The organism is Algoriphagus sp. (assembly GCF_046296635.1).
Lineage (GTDB): Bacteria > Bacteroidota > Bacteroidia > Cytophagales > Cyclobacteriaceae > Algoriphagus.
Map to the genome: position 1 here is coordinate 16,857 of NZ_JBKBKZ010000040.1, position 25,208 is coordinate 42,064.

The following is a 25,208-nucleotide window of genomic DNA, read 5'->3' on the forward strand; positions in this document are numbered from 1 at the left end:
AACTTCAAAGATTTCAGCCCATTCTAGACATTAAGGAATTTCTGAAATTCTCATGCATAAAGTTGACCTAATGATCTTGAAACTATTTAACAACTGATTTTAGATTCAATACCTATATTTGGAAGTATTCAATACAAAAACCCTACCCAAACATGTCTGTTTCCAAACCTTTCAATTTCAAAAAGTGGATCGATGAAAACCGCCATTTACTAAAACCTCCTGTTGGAAATCAGCAGGTGTTCAAAGAAAATGATGACTTTATCGTCATGGTGGTCGGAGGTCCAAATAGCCGGAAAGATTTTCATTACGATGAAGGGGAGGAGTTTTTTTATCAATTAGAAGGCGACATTGTCTTGAAAATTATCGAGGACGGTAAACCCAAAGACATTGAAATCAAAGAGGGTGAAATCTTTCTTTTGCCGGCAAAGGTTCCTCACTCACCCCGTCGCCCGGCAAATACCATCGGCCTCGTGATCGAGCGATACCGAAGAGCAGGAGAGAAAGACGGCTTCCTTTGGCACTGTGAAAACTGCGGTGAAAAGCTTCATGAAGAATATGTCGAGCTTACCGATATCGTGACCCAGCTTCCTCCAATTATGGATCGTTTCTGGTCAAATAGGGGCTTGAGGACTTGTAAAAGTTGTGGAACAGTGATGGAGAGGTGAGTATTCAGTTTTCAGTCTCAGTTTTCAGTCAAAAGCTACCGCAAAATGTTCCTTTATCCCAAGTCATTCTATACGGTACGAGTGCCGTTTCAAAATTTAATTTGATTATCAGCTTCTTTACCAGTATAAATGAAAATTGGAATTTGTGTTAATATCTAATTTTCAGACTCATCCGTCTTCGGTCCTGCCTAACGCAGGCAGGCTTCCAGCCCCTAACCTGTGGAAAATTCGCCTACTGACAGAAAAGCGTAAATCCATAAAATTTTAAAATATGAACCCAATCCAATACCAGTTTACCGAGTCTTTTGCAGCAGAATTGGACGCAAATGATTCACTTTCACACTTCCGATCCCGTTTTCATTTTCCCAAAGTACACGGAAAGGAAGCGATTTATTTTTGCGGGAATTCTTTAGGAATCCAACCCAAATCCGTCAAAGATTTCCTTGAAAAAGAACTGAACAATTGGGCGGATATGGCTGTGGATGGACATTTCCATGGGGAAGATGCTTGGTATCATGTTCGCAAAAAGTCAAAACCTGCACTTGCTAAGATTGTCGGCGCACATGAGCATGAGGTCGTGGCGATGAATAACCTTTCGGTAAATCTTCACTTGTTGATGGTGTCTTTTTATCGTCCGACAAAAGAGCGATATAAGATCATTGTAGAGGCTGGAGCTTTTCCTTCAGATCAGTACATGCTTGAGACGCAGATCAAGTTTCATGGACTGGATCCAAAGGATGTCCTGATTGAGCTTTTTCCCCGATCAGATGAATTTTCACTACGAACTGAGGATATAATTAGTGAGATTCAGCGACATGGAGATTCGCTTGCTTTGGTTAATATGGCTGGTTTGCAATATTATAGCGGGCAGCTTTTTGACATGCAAGCAATCACTGAAGCGGCTCATTCAGTAGGGGCTTTGGCTGGATTTGATTTGGCTCATGCCGCTGGCAATGCCATCTTGGAACTTCACGATTGGGATGTGGATTTTGCCACATGGTGCAGTTATAAATATTTGAATTCCGGTCCGGGGAATGTCTCGGGGATTTTTGTCCATGAGCGATTTGCCGAGAGATCGGACTTGCCACGATTTGCAGGTTGGTGGGGACATGATGAGGGTGAGCGATTTAAGATGGAAAAAGGCTTTGTTCCCATGTATGGTGCCGATGGTTGGCAATTGGCGAATTCCAATGTCTTGGCCTTAGCTGCTCATCAGGCTTCCTTGGACATTTTTGTGGAAGCAGGAATGGAAAATCTGCGAGCTAAAAGCGAAAAACTCACGGGTTATCTTGAGTTTTTAATTCGGGAAATAAGCGGAGAATCAGGCGTTTTGGAAATAATTACTCCAAAAAACCCAGCCGAAAGGGGTTGTCAGCTATCTTTACTGATTCATCATGGAGGCAAATCGGTCTTCGATGAATGGTATCAACATGGTGTCGTAGGTGACTGGAGAAATCCAAACGTGATTCGTCTTGCGCCTACTCCGCTCTACAACAGTTTCTTGGAAGTGTTTCGGTTTGGAAAGATTTTGGAACAATCCCTGAAAAAATTCGCTTAAAGAAGCGTGGGTAAACATATCCGATGAAGAAAAACGAAATTACCATCTTAGGTGCCGGCTTGATCGGCAGTCTGATGGCCATATATCTCAGACGTCAGGGACTTGAAGTTTCCATGTACGACAAGCGACCTGACAAGCGCAAAAATCCCTATTCCGAAGCTGGCAGATCGATCAATATGGCTTTAAGTCATAGAGGGTGGAAAAGTTTGGAGCAAGTAGGCTTGAAGGATAAGGTTATGCCTTTTGCGATTCCGATGTACGGAAGACGAGTGCATGATGAGCATGGAGGGACTACTTTCGTTCCTTACGGCAAAGCTGATCAGGCGATTTATTCTATTTCTAGAGGCAATTTCAATCAATTACTGGTTGAAGAAGCCGAGCGATTAGGGACTGAAATCAACTTTGAGCATAAGTGTCTTGATGTGAACTTCAGAACTGATGAAGTGACTTTTGATACGCCTGCAGGAGAAATGAAATTGTCTCCAAGAGTGGTGATAGGTGCGGATGGCGCTTATTCCGCTTTGAGAATGTCCATGCAGAAACAGATTCGCTTTAACTATCGACAGGAATACATTTCCCATGGATATAAAGAGCTGACGATACCAGCCACTGTGTCAGGTGAATTTGCAATGGACCCGAATGCCTTACATATCTGGCCGAGAGGCAAGTTTATGCTGATTGCATTACCTAATCCTGACAAATCATTCACCTGCACGCTTTTTCTTCCTTTCGAAGGAACAAAGGTCTGCTTTGAGAAAATCAAAGACGAGCAAGACCTTGAATCGGTGTTCAGGGCCTATTTCGATGATGCATATCAAGTGATGCCGAATTTGAAAACTGAGTTTTTCAAAAACCCGACTGCTGCTTTGGTGAATGTTGAATGCTATCCCTGGGTTCAGGGAAATTCACTTTTATTGGGGGATGCTTCTCATGCTATGGTTCCATTTTATGGTCAGGGGATGAATTGCGGGTTTGAGGATTGCTCCATTTTGAATGGGTTGATCGAAAAACTAGGAACAAACGCCTGGGATTTGGTTTTTGAAAAATTTCAGAAAAAGCGTAAGCCTGATACTGATGCGATTTGCCAATTGGCAATGGAAAACTTCATCGAAATGCGCGATTCCGTATCCAATCCTAAGTTTCTTATTCGTAAAAAAATCGAAGCTAAACTTCATGAACTATTTCCAAATGAATGGGTTCCGCTCTATACAATGGTAACGTTTACCGATATGAGTTATGCGGAGGCGTATGCACAAGGCAAACTTCAGGAGGCAATTATGGATAAAGTAATGTCAAGTCCGCTGATCACTGAGAATTGGCATAGTTTGGACTACGAGGATATTATCAATCAGATGGAAACAGCAAAAGCGGTGTAATAGCCGCTTTTTTTATTACAAATCAAACAAGGTCCCACTCGCTCCGGTAGGCTTGATTTTTAGATGGGTATAGGCAAGTTCTGTCGCCATTCGACCTCTGGAAGTTCGCTTTAAATAGCCTTCCTGAATTAGAAAAGGCTCATAAACTTCCTCAATCGTTTCGGCCTCTTCGCTGCAAGCGGTAGCTATCGTACTCAGCCCAACTGGTCCGCCTTTGAATTTCTCAATGATGGTTAGCAGGATTCTATTATCCATTTCGTCCAAGCCATTTTCATCCACATCCAATGCATTCAGTGCGATTTTAGCTATTTCGAGCGTAATTGTACCATTGCCTTTTACTTCTGCGAAGTCTCTTGTTCGGCGCAGCAGCATATTGGAAATACGAGGCGTGCCACGACTTCTGCGCGCTAGTTCATAGGCAGCAACTTCATCAATCGGCGTTTGCAAAATTCCGGCTGAACGGATGACGATATCAGTCAGCAATTTGGCATCGTAGTATTCCAATCTGGAATTGATTCCAAATCGAGCACGAAGTGGTGAAGTCAGTAATCCTGAGCGTGTCGTTGCTCCGATCAGCGTAAAAGGACTCAAGGAAATCTGAACAGACCTTGCATTTGGACCGGAATCCAGCATGATGTCAATTCTGAAATCTTCCATTGCCGAGTAGAGGTATTCTTCTACAATTGGATTGAGTCGGTGGATTTCATCGATAAATAGGACATCGCCTTCATCAAGGTTTGTAAGTAATCCAGCCAAATCAGAAGGTTTGTCCAAGACAGGACCTGAGGTAATTTTGATCCCTGCCCGAAGTTCGTTTGCGATGATATTGCTGAGGGTGGTTTTGCCTAGACCTGGAGGTCCATGTAAAAGTACGTGATCAAGAGGCTCCTTACGCATTTTTGCGGCGTGTACGAAGACCTTGAGGTTTTCAATGATCTTGGCCTGTCCTGTAAAATCATCAAAACTCAGCGGCCGTAATGCCCGCTCAAACTCCCGGTCTTTTGGACTTAGCTGTTCCTCGTCTCCTTTCAGGTAATCTTCTCTCATGTTTCTTTTGAATCCAGACAAATATAAACAAAACCCTTAGCGCAGAACTTTTCTATTAAGGACACACTGACAAAATTGCCCTAAATTCGCAGCAAAATATTACCTCAATGAATCCCAACGCCCGGAAAAACATTATTTACTCACTCGTGCTCTTTGCGATGCTTTTAGCAGTTTATGCTTGGCGAACCCGCGAAGGTAAGACAGAGTCCAAATTGGTAGGTAAATCTGTAGCAGGGAGAGTTTCTTTTTCGGGAAAAACCATGGGAACGGAATATCAGGTGGTTTATCTGGATGAGAAAAACCGAAATTTCCAGAGTGCTGTTGATTCTCTTTTGACGGAATTTAATTTAAGTGTCTCTGGATATGAACCGACCTCGGAAGTTAATCGACTCAATATAATTGACACCTTATTGAACCCTTCCAAGACCTTGGTGGAGATGCTCAAAGAGGCCAATCGGATGTATGACCTTACAGGCGGTGCTCTCGATCCTACCTATAGTTCAGTAGACCAGATCTGGTCTTTTTCTCGATCTGGAGTTAGACTTCAGGACAGCACAGACGTCAGGATTTTTTTGTCTTTGGTCGGGGTGAAAAAAGTAATCGTTACGGATACTCTTATTCGAAAGTCGAACCCAAACATCATTGTGGATTTTTCAAAATCAGCCAAAGGTTTTGCGCTGGATCGTATCGGATCATTTTTGGAAGGAAAAGGAATTAAAAATTTCCTTGTCAAAATTGGAGGAGAGAATCTCGCCAAAGGGGTGAATGAAAAAGGTGAACTCTGGAAAATTGGGTTGTTTTATTTGGCGGACAGTCTTGGTTCCAAAGCTGAAGGAGTAGTTGCCCTTAAAGATCAGGCAATATCGACAGCAGGTAATTTTGAGGAATTTTATAGCAGCGACTCCTTGAAATTAGCTTTTCAAATTGATCCACGCACTGGTTATCCTGTTACTCATGGTCTTTTGAGTGCAACTGTGATCGGTTCGGATGCAAAAACGGCTGATGCATTAGCCGATGCTTTGTTGGTGATGGGTTGGAGGCAAGCAATCCAGCTGGATTCTACTCGGTCCGACTTACAAATGATTCTGATCTACAATGAAAAAGGAGAAAAAATGAAGCAATATGTCAGTCCTGAGTTAAAGCCATTTTTATCATTTCCGGTAAAATAAGTTATTCAAATGCAACACTATTGAATTTTCTTATCTTTGTTGCGGTTATCACCTGCAAAGCATTTTTCCAAAGTAGGGAAAGCTGAAACATTACTCATGGGAATAAATTTTCTGCTTCTTTTCTCCACTGCAATGATTGCAGGTTTGTTAGTTTTCCTTTTTCCTTCATTTAGGGAGAAATATTTTAAGCTCTTGCTGGTTTTTGCAGGATCTTACCTTTTCTCGATCACCATCCTTCATATTATCCCTGAGCTTTTTGACAGCGGTTACAGCAGCACCCGAATGGGTCTCTACATCCTGATAGGGTTCCTTTTTCAACAAATTTTGGAATTTTGGTCGAGTGGAATTGAGCATGGTCATATCCATAAGCATGAGAGTGGAACTTCCAAGGGTGTCTGGACGCTAATGCTAGGGTTGTTTATTCACGCATTTCTGGAAGGAACGCTTCTTTCGCACGGATCAGCCATGGTAGAGGAGACTTTGATTTCAGGACAATCGCATAGTGACAAAACTGTTTTGCTTGGCATCATCATGCACAAAGGCCCTGCTGCATTTGCTTTGGCGGCTGTACTTTCGGCATCCTTAAGTAAAAAGTGGACAGTAATTTTGCTTACAATCTTTGCTTTGGCCTCACCTGCTGGAATGTTTTCCAGTGCATTTTTCATCAATCAAGGTTTGCTTTCCAAAGAGGGAATTGGTTTGCTTTATGGTTTGGTAACTGGAGGATTTTTGCATATTTCCACCACAATATTCTTCGAAAGCAGCCCGCATCACAAGTTTCAGATGAATAAGCTCTTGGTTACTTTTTTGGCGGCGGGCTTGGCTATTGCCTCGGAGTATTTGATGTGATTGTCACTTTTTCTGGCAGCTGAGAATCTTTTAGATTTTTTGAAAGATTGATTCTATGCTCTGCTATTTCAAAAATCTTTAGCTTTTCATGGAAAAGCATTTGGATTCTGTCGACAGATTCAAGTATTTCATTTTTGATTTAGATCGCCGAAAATCCTATTCTTTATCTGGTGTTTCGGTACTCTTTTCAGTTGCTTTTTTACCAAAAACCAAAACACCATGCCTGAAACACCCAATCGGATGACTGTCTATTGGAAGAAAAACCTGAGAATCTTATTGGTTCTCCTTTCTATTTGGTTCCTAGTCTCATTTGGCTTCGGGATTATACTTGTGGAAACTTTAAATCAATTTAAAATAGGAGGATATCCGCTAGGATTTTGGTTTGCACAACAGGGGTCCATTTATGTTTTTATCATCTTGATTTTTGTCTATGTGGCAAGGATGAACAAGTTGGATAAGGAATTTGACGTCAACGAAGATTAATTTTTTTAGAAATGGACATTCTTACTTGGACCTATATACTTGTCGGACTTTCATTTACAGTCTATATCGGAATTGCAATCTATTCTCGAGCTGGTTCTACGAATGAATTTTATATAGCTGGGGGGGGAGTTTCTCCACTTGCCAATGGCATGGCGACAGCAGCGGATTGGATGTCAGCTGCCTCATTTATTTCCATGGCAGGCTTGATTTCATTTTCAGGATATGATGGGTCTGTCTACCTGATGGGCTGGACAGGAGGCTATGTATTGTTGGCGCTTTTGCTGGCACCCTATCTGCGAAAATTCGGAAAATTCACCGTGCCTGACTTTGTGGGAGATCGCTATTATTCCAACAAAGCCCGAGTGGTAGCCGTGATTTGTGCGCTGTTTATTTCCTTCACTTACGTCGCTGGACAGATGCGAGGAGTAGGAATTGTATTTTCCAGATATCTCGAGATTCCCATTGAGTGGGGTGTCGTGATCGGGATGTGTATTGTCTTTTTCTATGCTGTTTTAGGCGGGATGAAAGGCATTACTTACACACAAGTCGCGCAGTTTTGCGTGCTGATATTTGCCTATATGGTTCCTGCAATCTTCATTTCTATGCAGTTGACAGGCAATCCTGTCCCTCAATTAGGTCTGGGTGGTACCGTGGCGGACGGAACTCCGCTTTTGGAAAAGCTCGATGGAGTGCTTGGAGATTTGGGATTTGCAGAATATACCTCAGGGAGAAAAGGCATGGCAGACATGCTGATGATCACCTTGGCGCTGATGGTTGGGACGGCAGGTTTGCCCCATGTGATCGTTCGTTTTTTCACGGTACCACGCGTCAAAGATGCCCGACTTTCGGCTGGTTATGCCTTGGCTTTCATCGCTATCCTGTACACGACAGCTCCGGCCGTTGCTGCTTTTGGTATCTACAATGCCATAAATTCCACCTCCGAAAAGAACATTTCGGAATTACCCGTTTGGGTTCAGAATTGGCAAAAGACAAACCTCATCCAAGTCGATGATAAAAATGGAGATGGCAAGGTTCAATACCTCGCCGATCCAGCAGCCAATGAACTGACCATTGACAAAGACATCATGGTATTGGCAAGCCCGGAGATTGCTAATCTACCCAATTGGGTAGTTGGACTGGTTGCTGCAGGAGCGATGGCAGCTGCGCTATCGACTGCTGCGGGATTGCTTTTGGTAATTTCCACTTCAGTTTCCAGGGATTTGGTTAAGACTTTTAATCCTGGAATTTCGGAGAAAAAGGAACTTCGAATCGCTCGAATTGCAGCGGCAGGTGCAGTGATATTTGCCGGATATTTTGGAGTGAATCCTCCTGGATTTGTAGCCGAAGTGGTTGCTTTTGCATTTGGATTGGCTGCAGCATCCTTCTTTCCGGTAATTATTCTTGGAATATTTTCTACAAGAATAAATAAGGAAGGCGCTATTGTAGGAATGATTTCAGGATTGATTTTCACCTTAGGTTATATCACTTATTTCAAGTTTATCAGCCCTGAATTGAATAACTTAGACCATTGGTGGTTTGGAGTTTCTCCAGAAGGAATAGGATCGGTAGGCATGCTGATCAATTTTGTGATGTGCTATTTTGTCTCAAAATTCACCCCGGCACCACCTCAACATGTACAGGATTTAATCCAGGAAATCCGGATTCCCAAAGGAGCCGGATCTGCTCAAAATCATTAATAATTCAGTACCCAAAAACCTTATTTTATCATGAGTGATCGATTACATACCCTTAGCGGATACTTATATGAATACCAAAAAAGTGTAGCTCAACCTGAAGAATTCTGGGCGAGAATTGCAGATTCGTTTCATTGGCGAAAGCGTTGGGATAGCGTTCTGGAATGGGATTTTAATAGGCCGGATGTGAAGTGGTTTGTGAATGGAAAGCTGAATATCACCGAGAATATTTTTGAACGTCATCTTTATACCATTGGTGATCGGCCGGCAATTATATGGGAACCCAGCGAACCAACTGAACCTACCCGAACGATTACCTATCAGGAGCTTTTTGTGGAGATGTGCAAGTTTGCAAATGTGTTGAAGAGCAAAGGCATTGAAAAAGGAGATCGAGTGATTATTTATATGCCTATGGTTCCCGAAGCGGCCATAGCAATGCTTGCCTGTGCGAGAATCGGAGCGATTCATTCTGTAGTTTTTGCAGGATTTTCCAGTTCCGCCTTGGCAGATCGAGTGACTGACTGCGAGGCCAAAGCAATATTGACCTCCGACGGAAATTACCGAGGCAACAAGAAAATCGGCGTGAAATCCGTGGTCGATGAGGCTTTGGAAAAATCATCGGTGGAGACCGTCATCGTCTATCAGCGAACTGGTCAGGAAGTCACAATGCAGGAAGGACGGGATTTTTGGTGGCACGAGATTATGGAAGGTCAGTCCGATAAGAATGTTGCGGAAGAAATGGACAGCGAGGATATGCTTTTCATTCTATACACATCCGGTTCGACTGGTAAGCCTAAAGGAGTGGTACACACTATCGGTGGCTACATGGTCTACACCCAATATTCCTTTGACAATGTATTTCAATATTCAGCCGGAGATGTATACTGGTGTACGGCGGATATTGGTTGGGTGACCGGACATTCTTACATCGTATATGGGCCTTTACTTGCCGGAGCGACTACTTTGATGTTTGAGGGTGTTCCGACCTATCCTAGTCCAAGCCGATTTTGGGAAGTAGTCGAAAAGCACAAAGTCAATATTTTCTATACAGCACCTACAGCGATTCGTGCGCTTCAGGCTTTTGGAACCGATCCTATTCAGGGACATGATCTAAGTTCATTGAAGGTCCTCGGTTCAGTCGGTGAGCCAATTAACGAAGAAGCCTGGCATTGGTACCATACGCATATTGGTAAAGGGAAATGTCCAATCGTCGATACGTGGTGGCAAACGGAGACAGGGGGAATTTTGATTTCTCCTTTGGCTGGAATCACTCCTACGAAGCCAGCATACGCTACTTTGCCATTGCCGGGAATTCAGCTTTGCATTGTAGATCCGGAAGGGAAAGAATTGAAAGGAAACTCAGTGGAAGGAAACCTTTGCATCAAATTCCCTTGGCCATCGATGATCCGCACGACTTATGGGGATCATGAGCGCTGCAAACAAACGTATTTTTCCACCTATAAAGGAATGTACTTCACTGGAGATGGAGTGAAGCGGGATCATGACGGTTACTACCGTATCCTAGGTCGAGTGGATGATGTAATCAACGTTTCCGGTCATAGAATGGGAACTGCGGAAGTGGAAAACGCAATTAACGAACATCCAAAGGTTATCGAATCTGCTGTAGTTGCCTATCCACATGAGATCAAGGGACAGGGTATTTATGCTTTTGTTATTTGTGATATGTCCAACCGGACTGAGGATAATCTTATCAATGAAATCAAAGATATGGTTTCTCAGATCATCGGTCCGATTGCTAAGCCTGACAAGATTCAGATTGTTTCTGGATTGCCAAAAACTCGCTCTGGCAAAATCATGAGAAGAATTCTAAGGAAAGTAGCTGAGGGAAGTTTGGATTCCATGGGAGACACAAGCACACTGTTGGATCCGGATGTGGTGGAGAAGATTATTGAGGGAAGAAAATAATTTATAGATACAAGATTCAAGACACAAGATATTAGACTCTATAAACAAGAAGTTTTATCATTCCTTTTCTAATCTTTTGGAGCGGAATCCTCTTCTTCGTCAATTTCTATGGAATTTACAATGGAGTCCGGTGAGTCCATTTCCTGTTTGTAAAAATTATGGACACCTACCATAAAGGCAACAATCAATGCCCACATCAATCGCCGTAAGGGTCGAAATATTCTGAAAAACCGATTCATTTGCAATAACTTGAATACTAGGGCTTTCAAGTTAAGGGCCAAAAATTAATCTGGCCATTCTGTCAGATCATATCTGAAAATAGTACCATCAAAAATGAGTAATGTAATTGTCAATCGTGTCGCTGAGTTTCTAAAAAGATTCCCACCTTTTTCCTTTTTGGGAAAGGAGGATTTGACGCGAGTAGCACAAAGCGTGGAGATTCAATACCTAGAAAAGGATGAAATTTTATTTCGGCAAAGTGAGGCGGCTAGACCTCATTTTTTCATCCTAAAAGAAGGATTGATCCAACTGGTAGAAAATACAGCTTCAGGTGACCAAATCCGTGAGGTCTGTGACGAAGGGGATGTATTTGGGGTACTGGCCTTGTTGGGAAAGCGACCGTATTTGTTGACTTCCAAAGTCATCGAAAACAGCCTGATTTATGCGATTCCAGTTTCTGTGTTTGAAAAGATTCTGGAGGAAAACAGTCGAGTGGCACTATTTTTTGCTGCGGGATTTGCTTCTGGACAAGTTGTTGTCAGACAAGATCTTTCTCAAGGCCAAAAAGCAAGAGGTGAATTCAAAAAAGACTCCGGGGATCATTCCCTGCTGATTTTCTCGGATCAATCGGCAGTTAATTTTTCGGAGAAAGTTTTGAGCTGTATTTCTGAAACTTCAATTCACAAAGCGGCAAAACAAATGGCTGAGGCACAAGTCAGCAGTATTGTGATCTGTAATGATGGGAGATTTCCAGTTGGGATATTGACGGATAAGGATCTCAGAAGTCGGGTTTTGGCAGTCGGGATTTCTTCCAAAAATCCGGTGTCCGAAGTCATGACCAGTCCGGTGATCACCCGGAAAAAGCAAGACGGATTTTCTAACCTTTATCTCACCATGATTCGTCATCGACTTCATCATTTGGTGTTGACGGAAGATGGTACAGACCAAAGCCCCGTTTGTGGGATTATTTCTGACCATGACGTTTTCCTTTCGATGGGAAATAGTCCGGCAGTGCTGATTCATGGTTTGATGAATACGCTGGAGGTAGCAGAAATGCGAAAAATCCGCGACCGCGCTGAGCAGATGCTTGGTTATTATCTGGAAAATGAAGTTTCGATGGAATTTGTGGCTTCGGTGTTGACAGAGATCAATGATGTGATAATCCGACAAGCTTTGGAAATCGTCAAAAACCAATTCAAAGTCGAGTATCCGGATATGACTGGAATCCGTTTTTGCTTTCTTTCTATGGGAAGCGAAGGCAGAGAGGAGCAATTGCTAAGAACCGATCTGGACAATGCCATACTCTACGAAGATGTGACAGAGGAACTTCAAGCTAGGGCATCTGAGTATTTCCTGAAGTTGGGGGAAGGTGTCGTGGAGGTTCTTTTGGCCTGTGGGTTTGATCCTTGCCCTGGTAAAATCATGGCAAGCAATCCGGAGTGGGTTCAGCCGCTTTCCACTTGGAAAAATTACTTCACGGACTGGATTCTTCATCCTTCACCGGAGGCATTGATGAAGGTTTCAATTTTCTTTGATTACAGATCGGTAGCTGGGAGCAAAGCTTTATCGGCAGAGCTTACCGATCATATTTATCATGAGATTGGTAAAAAGCAAGTTTTCCTGAACTTTCTGGCACTCAATGCGATGAAAAACCCACCGCCATTGGGCTTTTTTAAAGACTTTGTCGTAGAGAAATCCGGAGAAAATCGGGACCAGTTTGACATTAAGCTTCGGGCGATGCTGCCCTTGACAGACTTTGCGAGGTTACTTGTACTGAGTCATCAAGTGGTGGGGATCAACAATACTTTCCGACGATTTGAAAAATTATCCGAGCTGGAACCTGTCAATTCGGAGCTTTACTCCCAAGCAGGAAAGGCCTATGAAATTCTGATGCGAATGCGGGCATTGGAAGGCCTGCAAAACAAGAACAGCGGACGGTATATCAATCCAAAATCCTTGGGAAAACTCCAGCGGCAATTGTTGAAAAATGCTTTTGTGCCGATTTCAGAACTGCAGGAAATCGTTAATATCCGATTTCAATTAGACTACTTCCGGAGATGAGTTGGTGGGAATTTTGGAAACCCAAAATCGAAAGACTGGAATTCGTGCGCGATTTTTTGGAAGTCAATAAGCATACCATTCCCGGAATTCGATCAATCAACCAATTGAAATTTACTGTTTTGGATACAGAGACGACAGGTTTGGAACCATCAATGGATTCGATTTTATCTTTTGGAGCAGTGAAAATTTCAGACTTAAAAATCCAAGTTCCTAGCGCGGTTGAATGGTATCCTAAATCCGATAAAAAGACAGGAAAGGCTTCACTAATTCATGGTTTGGTGAGGATTTCTGATCAGATTTCCGTGGAGGAATTTCTCAAAAAGCTCCTGCCATATTTGAATAATTCCATCATCATTGGCCATCATATTGGATTTGACTTGGAGATGATCAATAAAGAGCTAAAACCCTTTGGGATAAATCAACTACCAAATCCAGTCATTGATACTTTGAATTTAGCCATCAGATTGGAGCATGGACCAAATGCTGACCGAAGTAGAATTGCAATGGGAGCATACAGCTTGGACGAACTTTGCAATCGATATGGGATTGAACCCGATGATCGTCACACCGCTGGAGGCGATGCTTTTTTGACGGCACAACTTTTTTTGAAGTTGCTCAAATTGGCCGATAAAAAGGGAATTAGAACCTTCAAAGATTTAATCCGCTAGTTACTTCCAACTCACATCCACTTTCCCCGTGGCCTTTAATTGAATCTCCAATCCAGTCAATGTGGGATAGAATCCAGCTGGATAAATCTCCAGTCCCAATACTTTCAAATCGGCAATCGGTGTTTCCAGCGCAAGCCTTTCATTGATGCCTCCCAAACTTCCCTCCATCACTTCAGCAAGTGGGAATCGCAGCTTTTGATTGAGCTGTCGAATGATTTTCCCTTTCTTCAGTGCGGCTGCAGTTTTTGCTTTTGGGCTATTACTTTTCAGATTAAAATTCACTTGTTCAAAAATTAAAACTTGATTTTCACTGTCAAAAGCCGGTAATCCAACCAAAAATAATTCGCCGTCAATAGCCTTCCCATTTTCTTGTTCTGCATGGAAATCCATGCTGATTCCGATCTTTTCTCCATAGGACCTAGACTTAAAATTGCTTGGCCTAAAGACAGTGGTTTTGTTAACACGGATCGCTTGATTTGCAAAATTTTCTCGCAGCAATTCGTCAATTTCCACATAGGTCAGGCTAAGGGGAATTCGGATATCCAGCGAATTGTCAGCCTTGTCATTCGGGGTAAGTTTAGGCAAAGGAAAAGGTCTACTCGGTGCTGCAGCAGCGGGATGAGAATTTACTTTTCCTTTCATACCCAGGTTGATTTGGTAATTGCCTTCAGGGGTGAAGCTTTCGGATATCTTTAGTGAATCGGGTTGAATCGAGAAAGCCATTTTCTTTCCCTGAAATTCTACAAATACAGGTTTTCCGACCTCATTCCACAACTGATCTACTAAAGGCTTTAATTTGATCAAATCCGGATTGGAGATCAGGTTTTTTGAAGCGAAGTCCTGAATCTCTCTGGTAATCATTTGACTGAGGTCCAGTTCCATTCCGAGAACATTGAACGACATTTTTCCTCCCAAATCCACCAACTCAAAATCAGAAATCCCTACTGACCAGTTTTCATTGATTTCGGGATTGATAAGAAAAATCGGAGAAAATGATTCATCAAGTGGGATTTTTGATTGGAAAAGATTTCGAAGTCCTCCGGGTTTTAATCCGACTTCTCCTCGCACTCGAATCGGGAGTTCTACCCGGAATTTCTCATTACCCAATCCCTCAATTTTGGTCAGTCCATTTCGGGAAAAATTCAAATCCCCGATCACTCCGTTGCCAAGATCCATCCCTTTTTCTTCAAAGAGTACAGGAGGAATTCGCTGATTGAGCAGATTTCCCAGGGTTTCTACCGGAATCTCCACAGGCACATTGACTCTTGAAAATGCTGTTGGCACAGGTACTGAAGCTGGATTTAAAGTAGGATCCAAGCTTTTGCAGGCACCGGAAAAAACTAATGCAACTAAGGTAAGGTGTGCAAAAAGACTAAAATGGGTAATTTTCTGAGTTTTCATTTTGGTAATTTCATTTTCAAAAAGGAACTATTTCCCTCATACAACAATTGCCCCAAAAGTAAACTATCAAGTCTATGAATTGGAATAAATTGACGGCTACGACACAAATCGAAGAAATCAAACAATTGAGTAAGAGCAAACCTGTGTTGATTTTTAAACATAGCACGCGATGCTCAGTGAGTAGTATGTCTTTGGACAGGCTACTCCGCAATTGGAAATCGACTGATGAGGATAAAATCGCCCCTTTCTTTTTGGACTTGATAGCGAATCGATCTTTGTCAAACCAAATCGAAGAGGAATTTGGAATCCCACACGAGTCTCCACAGGTGATTATTATCAAGGAAGGTAAGGCTGTATACGACAACAGTCACTATGGGATTTCTTATTTGGAAATTATGGAGCAGATTTAAATTCATTAATTTTTTTGAAAGGCAAAATCAACCATTTATCCTGCTTAATATCCGTTCTAATTTTTTAGGGAGTTGAGCTTAAACCTTTGGCTTTCTGGTTCAGTCAAAAGAGTTGAACTTTGCCTCGATATGAAAAGATTTACCCTGTTTTTTTTACTGGTTTTTGGCCTTTTGATCAGTAACATAGCCCACGGGCAGCGCCCTGATGGCCCATCTATTTTACCTGAGCGGAAATTCACCGGAAAAGTGATTGATGGAGCTGCTAATATTCCAATGATTGGGGCGAATGTCCTGATTAAGACTGTGACAGATTCACTTTTGCTGGGTACAGTCACCGGTGCAAACGGAGAATTTGAAATTGTCCGCCCGAATATTCCTTCAGTTAAAGTAGAAATTACATTTATTGGTTACAAGACAATATCCATTGTTCACCAATTCCGTCAATCACTTAATCTTGGTGACCTGATTCTTTTGGAGGATACTAAAGTCCTTGGCGAAGTGGTCATCGAGGGTCAAGTGCCTGTAGGGGAGCAGAGAGGCGATACTACCTCTTTCAATGCCAATGCATTTAAAACCCAAACCAATGCGCAGGCAGAAGATCTAATTCGAAAAATGCCTGGGATTACCATGCAAAACGGGCAAGTGCAAGCCCAAGGCGAGCAGGTACAGCGGATTTTGGTAGATGGACGGGAGTTTTTTGGTAATGACCCAAGCATCGCTTTGAGAAACCTGCCCGCTGACGCAATTGATCGGGTGGAGATCTTGGATCAGCGCTCAGATCAAAGCCGTTTGACTGGTTTTGATGACGGCAACTATACCAAAACAATCAATATTATTCTTCGATCAGATCGGAAAAACGGTTCATTCGGACGGGTTTATAGCGGCTATGGAACAGATGATCGATATGCAGCAGGTGGGAGTTTAAACTTCTTCAAGGGTGACAAGCGACTTTCTGTATTGGGACTTTTCAATAATATCAATCAACAAAATTTCTCCAGTCAAGACTTAGCCGGAGTAACGGCTAATGCTGCTGGAGGCGGAGGACAAAGAGGCTTTGGTGGCGGTGGTCCCGGTGGTGGAGGTGGTGGCGGTCGCTTTGGTGGAGGAGGAAATAATAATTTCTTCGTAGGAAATACTGGTGGTATCGTTGCTACAAATGCGATTGGCTTGAACTATTCTGACAAATGGGGTCAAAAAGTCAATTTCTCGGGTAGTTATTTTTTCAACAATACAACCAATTCACTTCGTCAAATCACCAATCGCGAAACAGTGGTGAATGAAAACCTTCGGCAGCTCTATCAGGAAAATCTGATCAATACCGTAGATAATAATAATCACCGGGCAAATGCCAGAATCGAGGCAGATATCAACGAGAAAAACTCCATAATTATTACCCCAAATATCTCTTTTCAAACCAACAGAACCTTTGGTGATCGAGACGCTTTGACTACCACAAATGCAGGTGACTCACTCTCTTCCTTGAGATCTATTTCGGATGCAGAAACCCAAGCTTTCAATATTTCAAATAATATCACTTACAGATACAAATTCGAAAAGAAAGGAAGAACTCTATCGACAGATATATTCACAGCTTGGAACAACCGAGATCAGTTTTCAACTCTTTTGGCGGCTAGTCAGGATTACCGTCGCAATATGGTCGACACTGCTGAACAGGTGACCAACTCGCTAAACAATGGCTTTAACTACCGGACGAACGTCACTTGGACTGAGCCGCTAGGCGAAAAATCCATCGGAACATTTGGCTACCAAATTGCCAACAACAAAACCAGTGCAGATCAAAAAACCAGAGTACTCAATCGTGAAAATCTTTTCACCTTAGATTCAGCACTTTCCAATGAGTTTGACAACAAATTCATCACGCAGCGACTTCGCTCAGGATATGCCTACAATAATCAAGGCTGGAACGTCAACTTAAACTTGGACTATCAAAATGCCAGATTGGATAATGAGGCGTTTTTTCCTACTCCGGGGGTTTTCGTGAGATCATTCAATAATATTCTACCTAGCGCAAATGTCAACTATCGAAATCGGGAAACCGGATTCAGTTGGAGAATGCGCTACCGCACTGACACCAGTGAACCAAGTGTAGCAGAGCTGCAGAATGTGGTCAACAACCAAAATCCGCTGAACTTGCGTGTTGGAAATCCTTCGCTAGGCCAGAGTTTCAATCACAACATCTTCCTCAACATCAGTAAAGTGAATCTGGAAAAATCCCGTACACTATTCACGTTCGCGAATTTTTCTTCCACAAATAACTTCATAGGAAACAGCACCTTCTTGGCCGTAGAGGATACCCTGATCAATGGAGAGATTCTCCTACGGCCAGGTGGTCAAATCACAAGTCCAGTTAATTTGGATGGGAACTTTAGAGCAACGCTTTTTATGACTTATGGTGCTCCGATCAAAATGATCAAATCTCAATTCAACACCAATTCCCGAATAGGCTTCAACCGAATTCCGGGAATTATCAATGGTGAAAGTAACTTGAACGATAATCTTACCCTAAGTCAGGGCATTACACTTAGCTCCAATATCAGCCAAAACGTAGACTTCTCGATCAGCACCACAGGTTCTTATAACATCGTGAACTCTTCGCTTCAGCAGAATCTGGATAATAACTTTTACCAGCAGGAGACAAATGCCCGCTTATATTTTTCATCCAAAAATGGGAAGTACTTCATGGGTAATAATGTGGCTCATTCCCTGTATTCGGGTCTTTCTGAGGGATTCAATCAAAACTTCTTCCTGTGGAATATGGAGGGAGGAATTCGCTTTGCGAAAAATAATAAGGCGGAGTTGAAAGCCGTAATTTTTGACTTGCTAAATCAAAATAACAGCATCAGCAGAACTATCTCCGATGTGGCGGTAACTGACGTATTTACCAATGTGCTTACTCGATATGGTTTGGTGACTTTCACTTATATCTTGGGCAACTTCAAGCAGCCTGAAGCTCAACCGGATCGCCCTTGGCAAATGGGGAGACCGGGCGGAGGAAGGACCTGGTAATTTTGGAAATGAAAAGGATGAAGTCAGAAATCTAAAAATGGCCCAAGTCGAAAGATTTGGGTTTTTTTATGCAAAAAAAGCAGTTGCCTCTCTTGACTTTTTAAAATATCGTTAAGATATTTTTTTAAAATTTTATTCAACCAAAAACCTTTTTTTATCAGAAACACATTTGCCCCCCCCAAGTACAAAAATCTAGGTAGATTCGGATTTTTAGGTTTTCTAGCCTTTTTGATCACTATGAATCTCCTTATGACCTCATGCGTCGAAGAACCAGAAGCACCCAAAATCGATGTCATTGAAAATGCACAGATTGCTCAAGTAAAGTCTTGGTTTGAAGAAAACAAAACCAAGCTGAGACTCCCAGAAAGGGGATCTAATTTTCGGTCAGAGTCTCAGGAATTGATCCTCCCATTTTTTGAAAAAGAACCCGATTGGGATAAGTTTCACCACTATTACTTTCCGGATGGACGGGAGGTGTTTGAAATAAATTTGGAAAATAAGCAAGTTTATATCCCCACACCCGAATCGAAGGATGTAGAGGAAGAATTTGCAGAACGGGTTATCCAAAATTTTCTTTTTGTAAAACATCGTACTGAAAACAGGTTTGATCCGCTCATTGTCAGATACTATCCTGACGAGGAGACTTCCAAGCGAAATTTTAAGGCGATCAACTACCAGATGATTGATGAGAAGTGGAGTGGGTGGATAGACCTATTCACTTATGATGAGCATTATTTTATTGGCTTTCAAATAGAAAAGGGACAAATTACCAATACTAGAAAATTCACTAAAAATGCCCCAAACGGTAAATTTTACATTGGAAAAGAAAATATGGATGTTAGGTGTAAAATTGTAGAGACAGTTTGGGTTAATGTGACTATAGCGGGAGATGTGATGACTATCACAAGTTTGGAAAGCACACTAAGCCAATTTTGCACCGTGGGAGGAAGTGAATCTTATACCTCAGGCGGCGGATCTTACAGTTACGGTGGTGATTCATATTCAAGCAGTGGAGGATATGCTGGTGCTGGCTCTTATTCAGGGTATAATCCACCGGAAGTACCGATGCCAATGTTGAGAATTTATATAGATTATTCAATATCCACCGATCCTAGACTTTCATGCATTGTTAACAAATTATCAATGAATGCTTTTGTAACCAGTATTGCAGATTTCACAAAAACCAAAGATTCCCAACAGAATTCTATAATTAAATTAGGCCCATTAGGTCTTGACAGGACTGGCCAAACTCAAAGCCGAAATGGTATACAGGAAATTACAATAAATTCTAACACGTTAAATCGACCGGATTTATTAATTGCCAAAACAATAATTCATGAATTAGTTCATGCCGAAATAAATGTAGCATTAAGAAACAATGGGCAAACAGTTTTAGATAATAATTTCGCAGCCAATTTTGATAAATTCATCAATGTAATGTATGGAACAGACAATACTCAAGGAGATCTGCATCATAAATATATGGCTGAGAATCTTCTGTACATAATGGGAACAGCTTTGATGGATGTTCACAAAAATCATTTCCCGGAAGATTTTCAAAAATTTAACGACTTTATGAAATTAAATGGTTCTCCAAAAGGCGTTTCTACTGATTTTTATGTTAATCAATTTTGGCAAGGCTTAGAAGGTACTCTTGCTTTTAATCAAATGAAATCTATAACAACTAATCCACCTATAAAGTCTCCATTTCAGCAATATTCAGATGATATTAGAGATGCTAATTATTTGACAAAGCCATGTGGAAATTAATATTCATTCTTTCAGCAATTCTTCTTTTTCTTTCGCCCAAAAAAGAAGAATCATTTTACATTATCGTAGATGATTGTAGAAATTGGAGAATAGGAACTCCGGGTAAACTTCAAGACCAGTTTTCTTTTTATAAGCAAACCGAAAATAACCGATTGATTATTATTGGCCATGGATGGATAGAACCTAGCGCAAAGTTGTCAACTGAAAAGATTGCAATATCTCAAATTATGGAGAAGAAACCGATTTATACCTCTACCCTTGATGATGAGGCGTGGTTCCGAATACTTCAAGATTCAAATCGGAAGCTCTTCATCCTTAGGCCTGATGATTTTTGTTCGGGAAAAAGATTTGTATTCAATCAAGAGTTTACTTTATATGAAGCAATAATATCCATAACTAGAAGCGAATAAAAAAATACATTTGAAAAACAAAAAAGCCCAAATATTTCAGTTTGGGCTTTTTTAAGTATAACGCTATCCACAGAGTGAATCACGCCATTTGATTGCCATACGTCGGCAATGGTTACTTTAGACTGTCCTCCGTTTGCATCTGTGATGTAGAGGTCATTGCAAATTGTAAGATTTGGTTTTTTTTTAATTAAGAAGTATAGGTCTCTCTTGACTTTTAAAGAAATCGTTTGGATATTTTCTTAAAATTTTTCCAACCAAAAAACCCTTTTTTATGACAAGCACATTTGCCCCCCATGATTCAATTTTCTAAAAAAGATTATTTATGGCTGAGTTTTCTACAAGGCGTTATCAAATTTGCTTAGCAAAAGTGTGCATTTAAAATAAAGAATGAATTTAGAGTTAATCGACCAAATTGGGATAAAGTGAAGGAAGCATTGGATTCAAACAGCCCAATTCCAATAAACTGTAATTAAAATGCTCCATATATTAAAATTTTTGACCGGATTCATTCTTTGTCTATTGGTATTCAGTTTGACAACTAGTATTTTGGCCAATTTGAGTTCCTTTAATAAACTAAGCCTTGGAGGCCATTATGGTGCATTTTACATCTTCATTATGTTTAGTCCCTCGATGCTTGGATATTATTGCATCCATTATTTGGTACAATATTTTAAACCTGAATGGAATAGACGACCCAGATATGCCCTGATATATATGGCTATTGGAGTTAGTTATACCTATGTATTTGGATTTTTAATACCGATTATCGGTCTTATTTCGTCTAGTAAAAATGTCATTTATCAATTCATTGGAATATCTATAGCTAGTGGGGTTACCTATTGGGTGCTTAGGGATTCATTTGAGAAATAGATCTTTTCGGAATATAGAATTATGGCTTTGAATTGGACTGAAAACCTTTGCGATCTTTTTATAAACCCGCTTGAATCACTTCAACTGGGTTTGGAATTTAAAAAAAAACTGTTTGGATTCTTGTTGAAAAAATGGCAACGGTATTGAAAGAAATTCATCCTTTCTTAGGCGCTAGTGAATTTTATTCCGCCACTGCAGATGCCTGGCGAAGGGGTATTATTGATCCAGTTTTTTACACTGCAATGGCATGGTCTAAGTACAACTCAGGAATAGAAAAATCATCCAAATATAGCCGAGTATAAAAGACTCCAAGATCTTGACAATAAATTAACCAAAACGTGCTTAGAATGAAGACGACTAGTGATTTTATTTTGTTTTCTCTGGTAACTTTAATTTTGTTTTCTTGTGAATTTTCTCAAAAGGAAAAGTCATTTATGGATAGATCAAATTCCTTTGCTTACTCAGGAGACACTCTGTTGATAATATTTAATAATGAAGATACTTTCTCATTTAAAAGAAAAGAATTGTTACAAAACAAGACATATATTCATTACAGAAAATATTTCAAGGAATCTCCCGATTTGATTATTAATATTGGACATTATCCCGATCAAACTCTTATAAAACTTTTACCAGAGGATTTAAGTAGATATCCGATATTATATGATTCAAATACTACTTTCAATACCTGGGCAAACCAAAGTTATGATACTTATTTCTTTATAGAAAAACACGAATTATTTCATTCGCTTTCAGACAGTCTTCAGTTCCTGGAAGTTTCTTTCAGTGCTAAAGGTGAAATTTAAACTATGAATTGCTTAAGGTAAATCAAATACAAAAATTAGAATTATATAAAAGCGAATAGCCCAAATCAATCGACTTGGGCTATTTTTATTTAATAACAATGTCTTTCAATTACATCTTAGGAAGCACTACGCTATCCACAGAGTGAATCACGCCGTTTGACTGCCATACGTCGGCAATGGTTACTTTAGACTGTCCTCCGTTTGCATCTGTGATGTACAGGTCATTGCCTTTCATCCAAGCAGTGATCGTTCCACCTTGTACAGTTGTCAAAGTTGCTTTGCCGTTTCCGGCTTTGATCGCAGCAGCGATTTCTTTGGATCCCATTTTTCCGGCTACCACGTGGTAAGTCAATACTGCTTGCAATTGCGCTTTGTTCTCTTCTTTTAAAAGTGTCTCAACTGTTCCCGCTGGAAGTTTTGCGAAAGCAGAATTCTCAGGAGCGAAAACTGTAAATGGACCTGCGCTCTGTAAAGTTTCTACCAAACCAGCTGCCTGAACAGCCGCAACTAGGGTAGTATGATCTGCAGAATTAACCGCATTTTCCACGATGTTTTTAGAAGGGTACATTGGCGCACCACCCACTTCTACTGTTTTTTCCATTTGACCAAAAGCAGCATTAGCTGAAAGGAATACGAAGGCTGCGAAAGCCATTTTGAATAATTTGTTCATGTTTTTATTGTTTTGGTTTTTTCTAATATGGATGCACTTACGTGTCAGATTTCAGAGGTGGATTGAATGGGGGTCGGATTTTTTTGAGGAATTCGAAAAGGACTGGAGATTACATGTAGGGAAATCGCATTTACGATTTTCTATAAAAATGATATCACCCCGTTGGGGTTATCCTACTTAATAGACACGTTTAAAGCTATAATCCTGTCATCCCTACGGGATTTAAAAGCCAGTATGGCTGGAATTATTATAGAATAGATGGGCTGTAAATTCATTTAAACCCCGAAAGGGGTGATATAAATTTCAAAATCGATTTTCCAGTTTACCCGGTGACTTTTGCTCCCCAAAGCTCAAAATTGATAGCTTTGTGGCTGGATTAATTTGCAGTCATGTACCAAGAGAAAATCGAAGCGATCAAAGCAGCAATAGCAGCGGCTGATGCGACTACCCCTGACCAACTTGAAGCGTATCGAATGGAGTTTATCTCCAAAAAAAGTGTCGTCGGGGAGCTTTTTGCAGCGATGGGCCAAATTCCCAATGAGGAAAAACGGACTTACGGTCAAGTGGTCAACAGTGTAAAGCAGTTGGCTGAGGAGAAGTTTCAGGAGTTGATCGAGAAGGTAGCTTCATCTAATAAGAAGTCAAAATCTGCAGACATTGACCTGACTTTGCCGCCGTCCAATTATCCTTTGGGAGGAATTCATCCGCTTACTGCAACCCGTCAGCGGATTATCGAGATCTTTGAACGGATCGGTTTCAACCTTTCCGAAGGGCCTGAGATCGAAGACGATTGGCATAACTTTACGGCACTTAATTTTCCTGAAAATCACCCTGCACGCGAGATGCAGGATACTTTTTTCATTGAGAAAAATCCCGATATCGCACTTCGTACGCACACTTCATCCGTGCAGGTGCGGGTGATGGAAAACCAAAAGCCTCCGATTCGGACGCTTTCTCCGGGACGAGTTTATAGAAACGAAGCCATCTCAGCTCGTGCACATTGTATTTTCCACCAAGTGGAAGGACTTTATGTGGATGAAAATGTGGGTTTTGCAGATTTGAAAAATACCCTTTATCATTTTGCCAAGGAGATGTTTGGCAAAGAGACCAAAGTGCGATTCCGGCCTTCCTTCTTTCCATTCACCGAACCAAGTGCAGAGATCGATATTTCCTGCCTGATCTGTGGTGGAAAAGGCTGCAATGTATGCAAAGGAAGCGGCTGGGTAGAGATCGGAGGAAGCGGAATGGTCGATCCAAATGTCCTCGAAAACTGTGGAATTGACTCGAAAAAATATACAGGATTTGCCTTTGGAATGGGAATCGAGCGAATAGCGATGCTCAAATATCAGATCAAGGATTTGCGACTATTTACGGAAAACGATGTTCGGTTCCTGAGTCAATTCAGGCCGCTGTTATAGAGAAATTAGAAAGCTGATCGGAAGATTGGCTTTTTTTTATAATTTTTCCCGCTGATTTACGGAGATTAAATTCGCTGATTAGCGCTGATTTTTGATTGTTTTAAATAGATTGATAATCATACCTTAACCTTATGAAATCGAGCATGACCCTGTTGGTGTCATACAGAGGGATGCCCCGATAACCCCGATAGCTATCGGGGGGGAATGCATGCGAAGATTCCACCTGCCTGCCGACAGGCAGGTATGGCCTTTAAAAATCAAATTATTAACACATGAAAATCAAATTCCAAAATGGTTTGCCAGATCCTTCAAAAGAAGAAATTCTAAAAAATATTAAGTCCGGGCTGAAGGAAGTAAAAGAACATGAAGCCGGAAAAATTAAGCTTAAGGAGGCAAGAGAATTTTTGAATGAACTGAAATAGTTGATGTCTGCGATTTGCTAGGTTCAGGAAAGTGTTCTTGATCCATTCAAGCGAAAAATCAGCGAACATCCGCGACCTTTTCAGCGCTCATCTGCGGGAAACAAACATTATAATCCAGACTGATCGAGAGATTGGATTTTTTAGTTCCCACAGATCAACAAGGATAAGGGCACAGATTTACACTGATAATTATAAAGAAAAAATCTGTGTAGATCTGGTGCGCCACGAGGCGTGTGTGTTATAAATTAACTTAAAAACCTAGGAAGATGAAAGTTCTTTCCAGCCAAAT

General features: G+C 41.2%; 22 protein-coding genes and 1 pseudogene. 18 read left to right on the plus strand and 5 right to left on the minus strand.

The window, feature by feature from the left end:
* Window positions 1-152 precede the first annotated feature (152 nt).
* The 3 genes from ACK4HU_RS20910 to ACK4HU_RS20920 all read left to right on the plus strand — a co-directional run bounded on the left by ACK4HU_RS20910 (window position 153) and on the right by ACK4HU_RS20920 (window position 3,599).
* The gene (locus ACK4HU_RS20910) at window positions 153-665 is read left to right on the plus strand and encodes a 3-hydroxyanthranilate 3,4-dioxygenase (protein WP_409809786.1); all 513 of its coding nucleotides are present in this window, start codon (window positions 153-155) and stop codon (window positions 663-665) included.
* 271 nt (window positions 666-936) lie between these two features.
* Window positions 937-2,223 carry a kynureninase gene (gene kynU, locus ACK4HU_RS20915; protein ID WP_409809788.1) on the plus strand — a complete coding sequence of 429 codons (1,287 nt, stop codon included), beginning with the start codon at window positions 937-939 and terminating at the stop codon, window positions 2,221-2,223.
* 23 nt (window positions 2,224-2,246) lie between these two features.
* On the plus strand, window positions 2,247-3,599 hold the full coding sequence (locus ACK4HU_RS20920; RefSeq protein WP_409809789.1) for an FAD-dependent oxidoreductase: 1,353 nt from the start codon (window positions 2,247-2,249) through the stop codon (window positions 3,597-3,599).
* A 15-nt stretch (window positions 3,600-3,614) separates the two neighbouring features.
* Here ACK4HU_RS20920 and ruvB read toward each other — a convergent pair whose 3' ends face one another.
* Complete coding sequence (gene ruvB, locus ACK4HU_RS20925) at window positions 3,615-4,646, minus strand: Holliday junction branch migration DNA helicase RuvB (protein WP_409809791.1); 1,032 nt, start codon at window positions 4,644-4,646, stop codon at window positions 3,615-3,617.
* A gap of 107 nt (window positions 4,647-4,753) precedes the next feature.
* On the opposite strand from ruvB, the gene ACK4HU_RS20930 reads away from it, so the two are divergent.
* The 5 genes from ACK4HU_RS20930 (at window position 4,754) to acs (ending at window position 10,767) form a co-directional block, all read left to right on the plus strand.
* Window positions 4,754-5,815, plus strand: a complete 1,062-nt coding sequence (locus ACK4HU_RS20930) for an FAD:protein FMN transferase (protein WP_409809793.1) — start codon at window positions 4,754-4,756, stop codon at window positions 5,813-5,815.
* 36 nt (window positions 5,816-5,851) lie between these two features.
* Window positions 5,852-6,664, plus strand: a complete 813-nt coding sequence (locus tag ACK4HU_RS20935; protein WP_409809795.1) for a ZIP family metal transporter — start codon at window positions 5,852-5,854, stop codon at window positions 6,662-6,664.
* A gap of 219 nt (window positions 6,665-6,883) precedes the next feature.
* On the plus strand, window positions 6,884-7,147 hold the full coding sequence (locus tag ACK4HU_RS20940; protein WP_409809798.1) for a DUF4212 domain-containing protein: 264 nt from the start codon (window positions 6,884-6,886) through the stop codon (window positions 7,145-7,147).
* An 11-nt stretch (window positions 7,148-7,158) separates the two neighbouring features.
* Window positions 7,159-8,844, plus strand: a complete 1,686-nt coding sequence (locus ACK4HU_RS20945; RefSeq protein WP_409809801.1) for a sodium:solute symporter family protein — start codon at window positions 7,159-7,161, stop codon at window positions 8,842-8,844.
* Between the two features lie 30 nt (window positions 8,845-8,874).
* Window positions 8,875-10,767 carry an acetate--CoA ligase gene (gene acs, locus ACK4HU_RS20950; protein WP_409809804.1) on the plus strand — a complete coding sequence of 631 codons (1,893 nt, stop codon included), beginning with the start codon at window positions 8,875-8,877 and terminating at the stop codon, window positions 10,765-10,767.
* A 68-nt stretch (window positions 10,768-10,835) separates the two neighbouring features.
* Here the strand turns inward: acs and ACK4HU_RS20955 are convergent, their stop codons facing one another.
* Window positions 10,836-11,006 carry a hypothetical protein gene (locus ACK4HU_RS20955; RefSeq protein ID WP_409809807.1) on the minus strand — a complete coding sequence of 57 codons (171 nt, stop codon included), beginning with the start codon at window positions 11,004-11,006 and terminating at the stop codon, window positions 10,836-10,838.
* Between the two features lie 94 nt (window positions 11,007-11,100).
* On the opposite strand from ACK4HU_RS20955, the gene ACK4HU_RS20960 reads away from it, so the two are divergent.
* Together ACK4HU_RS20960 and ACK4HU_RS20965 are read left to right on the plus strand one after the other, a co-directional pair.
* Window positions 11,101-13,047 carry a DUF294 nucleotidyltransferase-like domain-containing protein gene (locus ACK4HU_RS20960; RefSeq protein ID WP_409809810.1) on the plus strand — a complete coding sequence of 649 codons (1,947 nt, stop codon included), beginning with the start codon at window positions 11,101-11,103 and terminating at the stop codon, window positions 13,045-13,047.
* Window positions 13,044-13,715 (plus strand): PolC-type DNA polymerase III, encoded by a 672-nt coding sequence (locus tag ACK4HU_RS20965; protein WP_409809813.1) that lies wholly within the window; start codon window positions 13,044-13,046, stop codon window positions 13,713-13,715. Before ACK4HU_RS20960 ends, ACK4HU_RS20965 begins: the two co-directional genes overlap by 4 nt.
* Here ACK4HU_RS20965 and ACK4HU_RS20970 read toward each other — a convergent pair whose 3' ends face one another.
* The gene (locus ACK4HU_RS20970; protein ID WP_409809816.1) at window positions 13,716-15,116 is read right to left on the minus strand and encodes a DUF4403 family protein; all 1,401 of its coding nucleotides are present in this window, start codon (window positions 15,114-15,116) and stop codon (window positions 13,716-13,718) included.
* Between the two features lie 74 nt (window positions 15,117-15,190).
* On the opposite strand from ACK4HU_RS20970, the gene ytxJ reads away from it, so the two are divergent.
* The 4 genes from ytxJ (at window position 15,191) to ACK4HU_RS20990 (ending at window position 20,733) form a co-directional block, all read left to right on the plus strand.
* Window positions 15,191-15,526, plus strand: a complete 336-nt coding sequence (gene ytxJ / locus ACK4HU_RS20975; protein ID WP_409809819.1) for a bacillithiol system redox-active protein YtxJ — start codon at window positions 15,191-15,193, stop codon at window positions 15,524-15,526.
* 129 nt (window positions 15,527-15,655) lie between these two features.
* Window positions 15,656-18,553, plus strand: coding sequence for an outer membrane beta-barrel protein (locus ACK4HU_RS20980; RefSeq protein ID WP_409809822.1), 2,898 nt, complete (start codon window positions 15,656-15,658; stop codon window positions 18,551-18,553).
* Window positions 18,554-19,042: 489 nt separating this feature from the next.
* Entirely contained in the window at window positions 19,043-20,323 is a 1,281-nt protein-coding gene (locus tag ACK4HU_RS20985) for a hypothetical protein (RefSeq protein ID WP_409809825.1), read from the plus strand.
* Window positions 20,311-20,733, plus strand: coding sequence for a hypothetical protein (locus ACK4HU_RS20990; RefSeq protein ID WP_409809827.1), 423 nt, complete (start codon window positions 20,311-20,313; stop codon window positions 20,731-20,733). Before ACK4HU_RS20985 ends, ACK4HU_RS20990 begins: the two co-directional genes overlap by 13 nt.
* 47 nt (window positions 20,734-20,780) lie before the next feature.
* Here the strand turns inward: ACK4HU_RS20990 and ACK4HU_RS20995 are convergent.
* Window positions 20,781-20,885, minus strand: a pseudogene (locus tag ACK4HU_RS20995) (fasciclin domain-containing protein); the annotation flags it as partial.
* Between the two features lie 849 nt (window positions 20,886-21,734).
* Between ACK4HU_RS20995 and ACK4HU_RS21000 the strand changes: the two are divergent.
* Window positions 21,735-21,905 carry a hypothetical protein gene (locus ACK4HU_RS21000; protein ID WP_409809830.1) on the plus strand — a complete coding sequence of 57 codons (171 nt, stop codon included), beginning with the start codon at window positions 21,735-21,737 and terminating at the stop codon, window positions 21,903-21,905.
* Window positions 21,906-21,950: 45 nt separating this feature from the next.
* A complete protein-coding gene (locus ACK4HU_RS21005) occupies window positions 21,951-22,409 on the plus strand; it encodes a hypothetical protein (RefSeq protein ID WP_409809833.1) in 459 nt (152 codons plus the stop codon).
* A gap of 109 nt (window positions 22,410-22,518) precedes the next feature.
* Here ACK4HU_RS21005 and ACK4HU_RS21010 read toward each other — a convergent pair whose 3' ends face one another.
* Entirely contained in the window at window positions 22,519-23,079 is a 561-nt protein-coding gene (locus tag ACK4HU_RS21010; RefSeq protein WP_409809836.1) for a fasciclin domain-containing protein, read from the minus strand.
* 389 nt (window positions 23,080-23,468) lie between these two features.
* Here ACK4HU_RS21010 and pheS point away from each other — a divergent pair, with 389 nt between their 5' ends.
* Window positions 23,469-24,497: a phenylalanine--tRNA ligase subunit alpha gene (gene pheS / locus ACK4HU_RS21015; protein WP_409809839.1), complete on the plus strand. Its 1,029-nt coding sequence runs from the start codon at window positions 23,469-23,471 to the stop codon at window positions 24,495-24,497.
* A 272-nt stretch (window positions 24,498-24,769) separates the two neighbouring features.
* Complete coding sequence (locus tag ACK4HU_RS21020; RefSeq protein ID WP_409809842.1) at window positions 24,770-24,919, plus strand: hypothetical protein; 150 nt, start codon at window positions 24,770-24,772, stop codon at window positions 24,917-24,919.
* The last annotated feature ends 289 nt before the right edge of the window (window positions 24,920-25,208 follow it).

What these genes read in the sequence shown, in the direction of transcription:
- ruvB (WP_409809791.1), bottom strand. Translation starts at nt 4,646, where the DNA reads ATGAGAGAAGATTACCTGAAAGGAGACGAGGAACAGCTAAGTCCAAAA.
- ACK4HU_RS20965 (WP_409809813.1), top strand. Translation starts at nt 13,044, where the DNA reads ATGAGTTGGTGGGAATTTTGGAAACCCAAAATCGAAAGACTGGAATTC.
- ACK4HU_RS20920 (WP_409809789.1), top strand. Translation starts at nt 2,247, where the DNA reads ATGAAGAAAAACGAAATTACCATCTTAGGTGCCGGCTTGATCGGCAGT.
- ACK4HU_RS21000 (WP_409809830.1), top strand. Translation starts at nt 21,735, where the DNA reads ATGGCAACGGTATTGAAAGAAATTCATCCTTTCTTAGGCGCTAGTGAA.
- ACK4HU_RS20955 (WP_409809807.1), bottom strand. Translation starts at nt 11,006, where the DNA reads ATGAATCGGTTTTTCAGAATATTTCGACCCTTACGGCGATTGATGTGG.
- ACK4HU_RS20990 (WP_409809827.1), top strand. Translation starts at nt 20,311, where the DNA reads ATGTGGAAATTAATATTCATTCTTTCAGCAATTCTTCTTTTTCTTTCG.
- acs (WP_409809804.1), top strand. Translation starts at nt 8,875, where the DNA reads ATGAGTGATCGATTACATACCCTTAGCGGATACTTATATGAATACCAA.
- ACK4HU_RS20970 (WP_409809816.1), bottom strand. Translation starts at nt 15,116, where the DNA reads ATGAAAACTCAGAAAATTACCCATTTTAGTCTTTTTGCACACCTTACC.
- ACK4HU_RS20910 (WP_409809786.1), top strand. Translation starts at nt 153, where the DNA reads ATGTCTGTTTCCAAACCTTTCAATTTCAAAAAGTGGATCGATGAAAAC.
- ACK4HU_RS20945 (WP_409809801.1), top strand. Translation starts at nt 7,159, where the DNA reads ATGGACATTCTTACTTGGACCTATATACTTGTCGGACTTTCATTTACA.
- kynU (WP_409809788.1), top strand. Translation starts at nt 937, where the DNA reads ATGAACCCAATCCAATACCAGTTTACCGAGTCTTTTGCAGCAGAATTG.
- ACK4HU_RS20980 (WP_409809822.1), top strand. Translation starts at nt 15,656, where the DNA reads ATGAAAAGATTTACCCTGTTTTTTTTACTGGTTTTTGGCCTTTTGATC.
- pheS (WP_409809839.1), top strand. Translation starts at nt 23,469, where the DNA reads ATGTACCAAGAGAAAATCGAAGCGATCAAAGCAGCAATAGCAGCGGCT.
- ACK4HU_RS21020 (WP_409809842.1), top strand. Translation starts at nt 24,770, where the DNA reads ATGAAAATCAAATTCCAAAATGGTTTGCCAGATCCTTCAAAAGAAGAA.
- ACK4HU_RS20930 (WP_409809793.1), top strand. Translation starts at nt 4,754, where the DNA reads ATGAATCCCAACGCCCGGAAAAACATTATTTACTCACTCGTGCTCTTT.
- ACK4HU_RS21005 (WP_409809833.1), top strand. Translation starts at nt 21,951, where the DNA reads ATGAAGACGACTAGTGATTTTATTTTGTTTTCTCTGGTAACTTTAATT.
- ytxJ (WP_409809819.1), top strand. Translation starts at nt 15,191, where the DNA reads ATGAATTGGAATAAATTGACGGCTACGACACAAATCGAAGAAATCAAA.
- ACK4HU_RS20960 (WP_409809810.1), top strand. Translation starts at nt 11,101, where the DNA reads ATGAGTAATGTAATTGTCAATCGTGTCGCTGAGTTTCTAAAAAGATTC.
- ACK4HU_RS21010 (WP_409809836.1), bottom strand. Translation starts at nt 23,079, where the DNA reads ATGAACAAATTATTCAAAATGGCTTTCGCAGCCTTCGTATTCCTTTCA.
- ACK4HU_RS20940 (WP_409809798.1), top strand. Translation starts at nt 6,884, where the DNA reads ATGCCTGAAACACCCAATCGGATGACTGTCTATTGGAAGAAAAACCTG.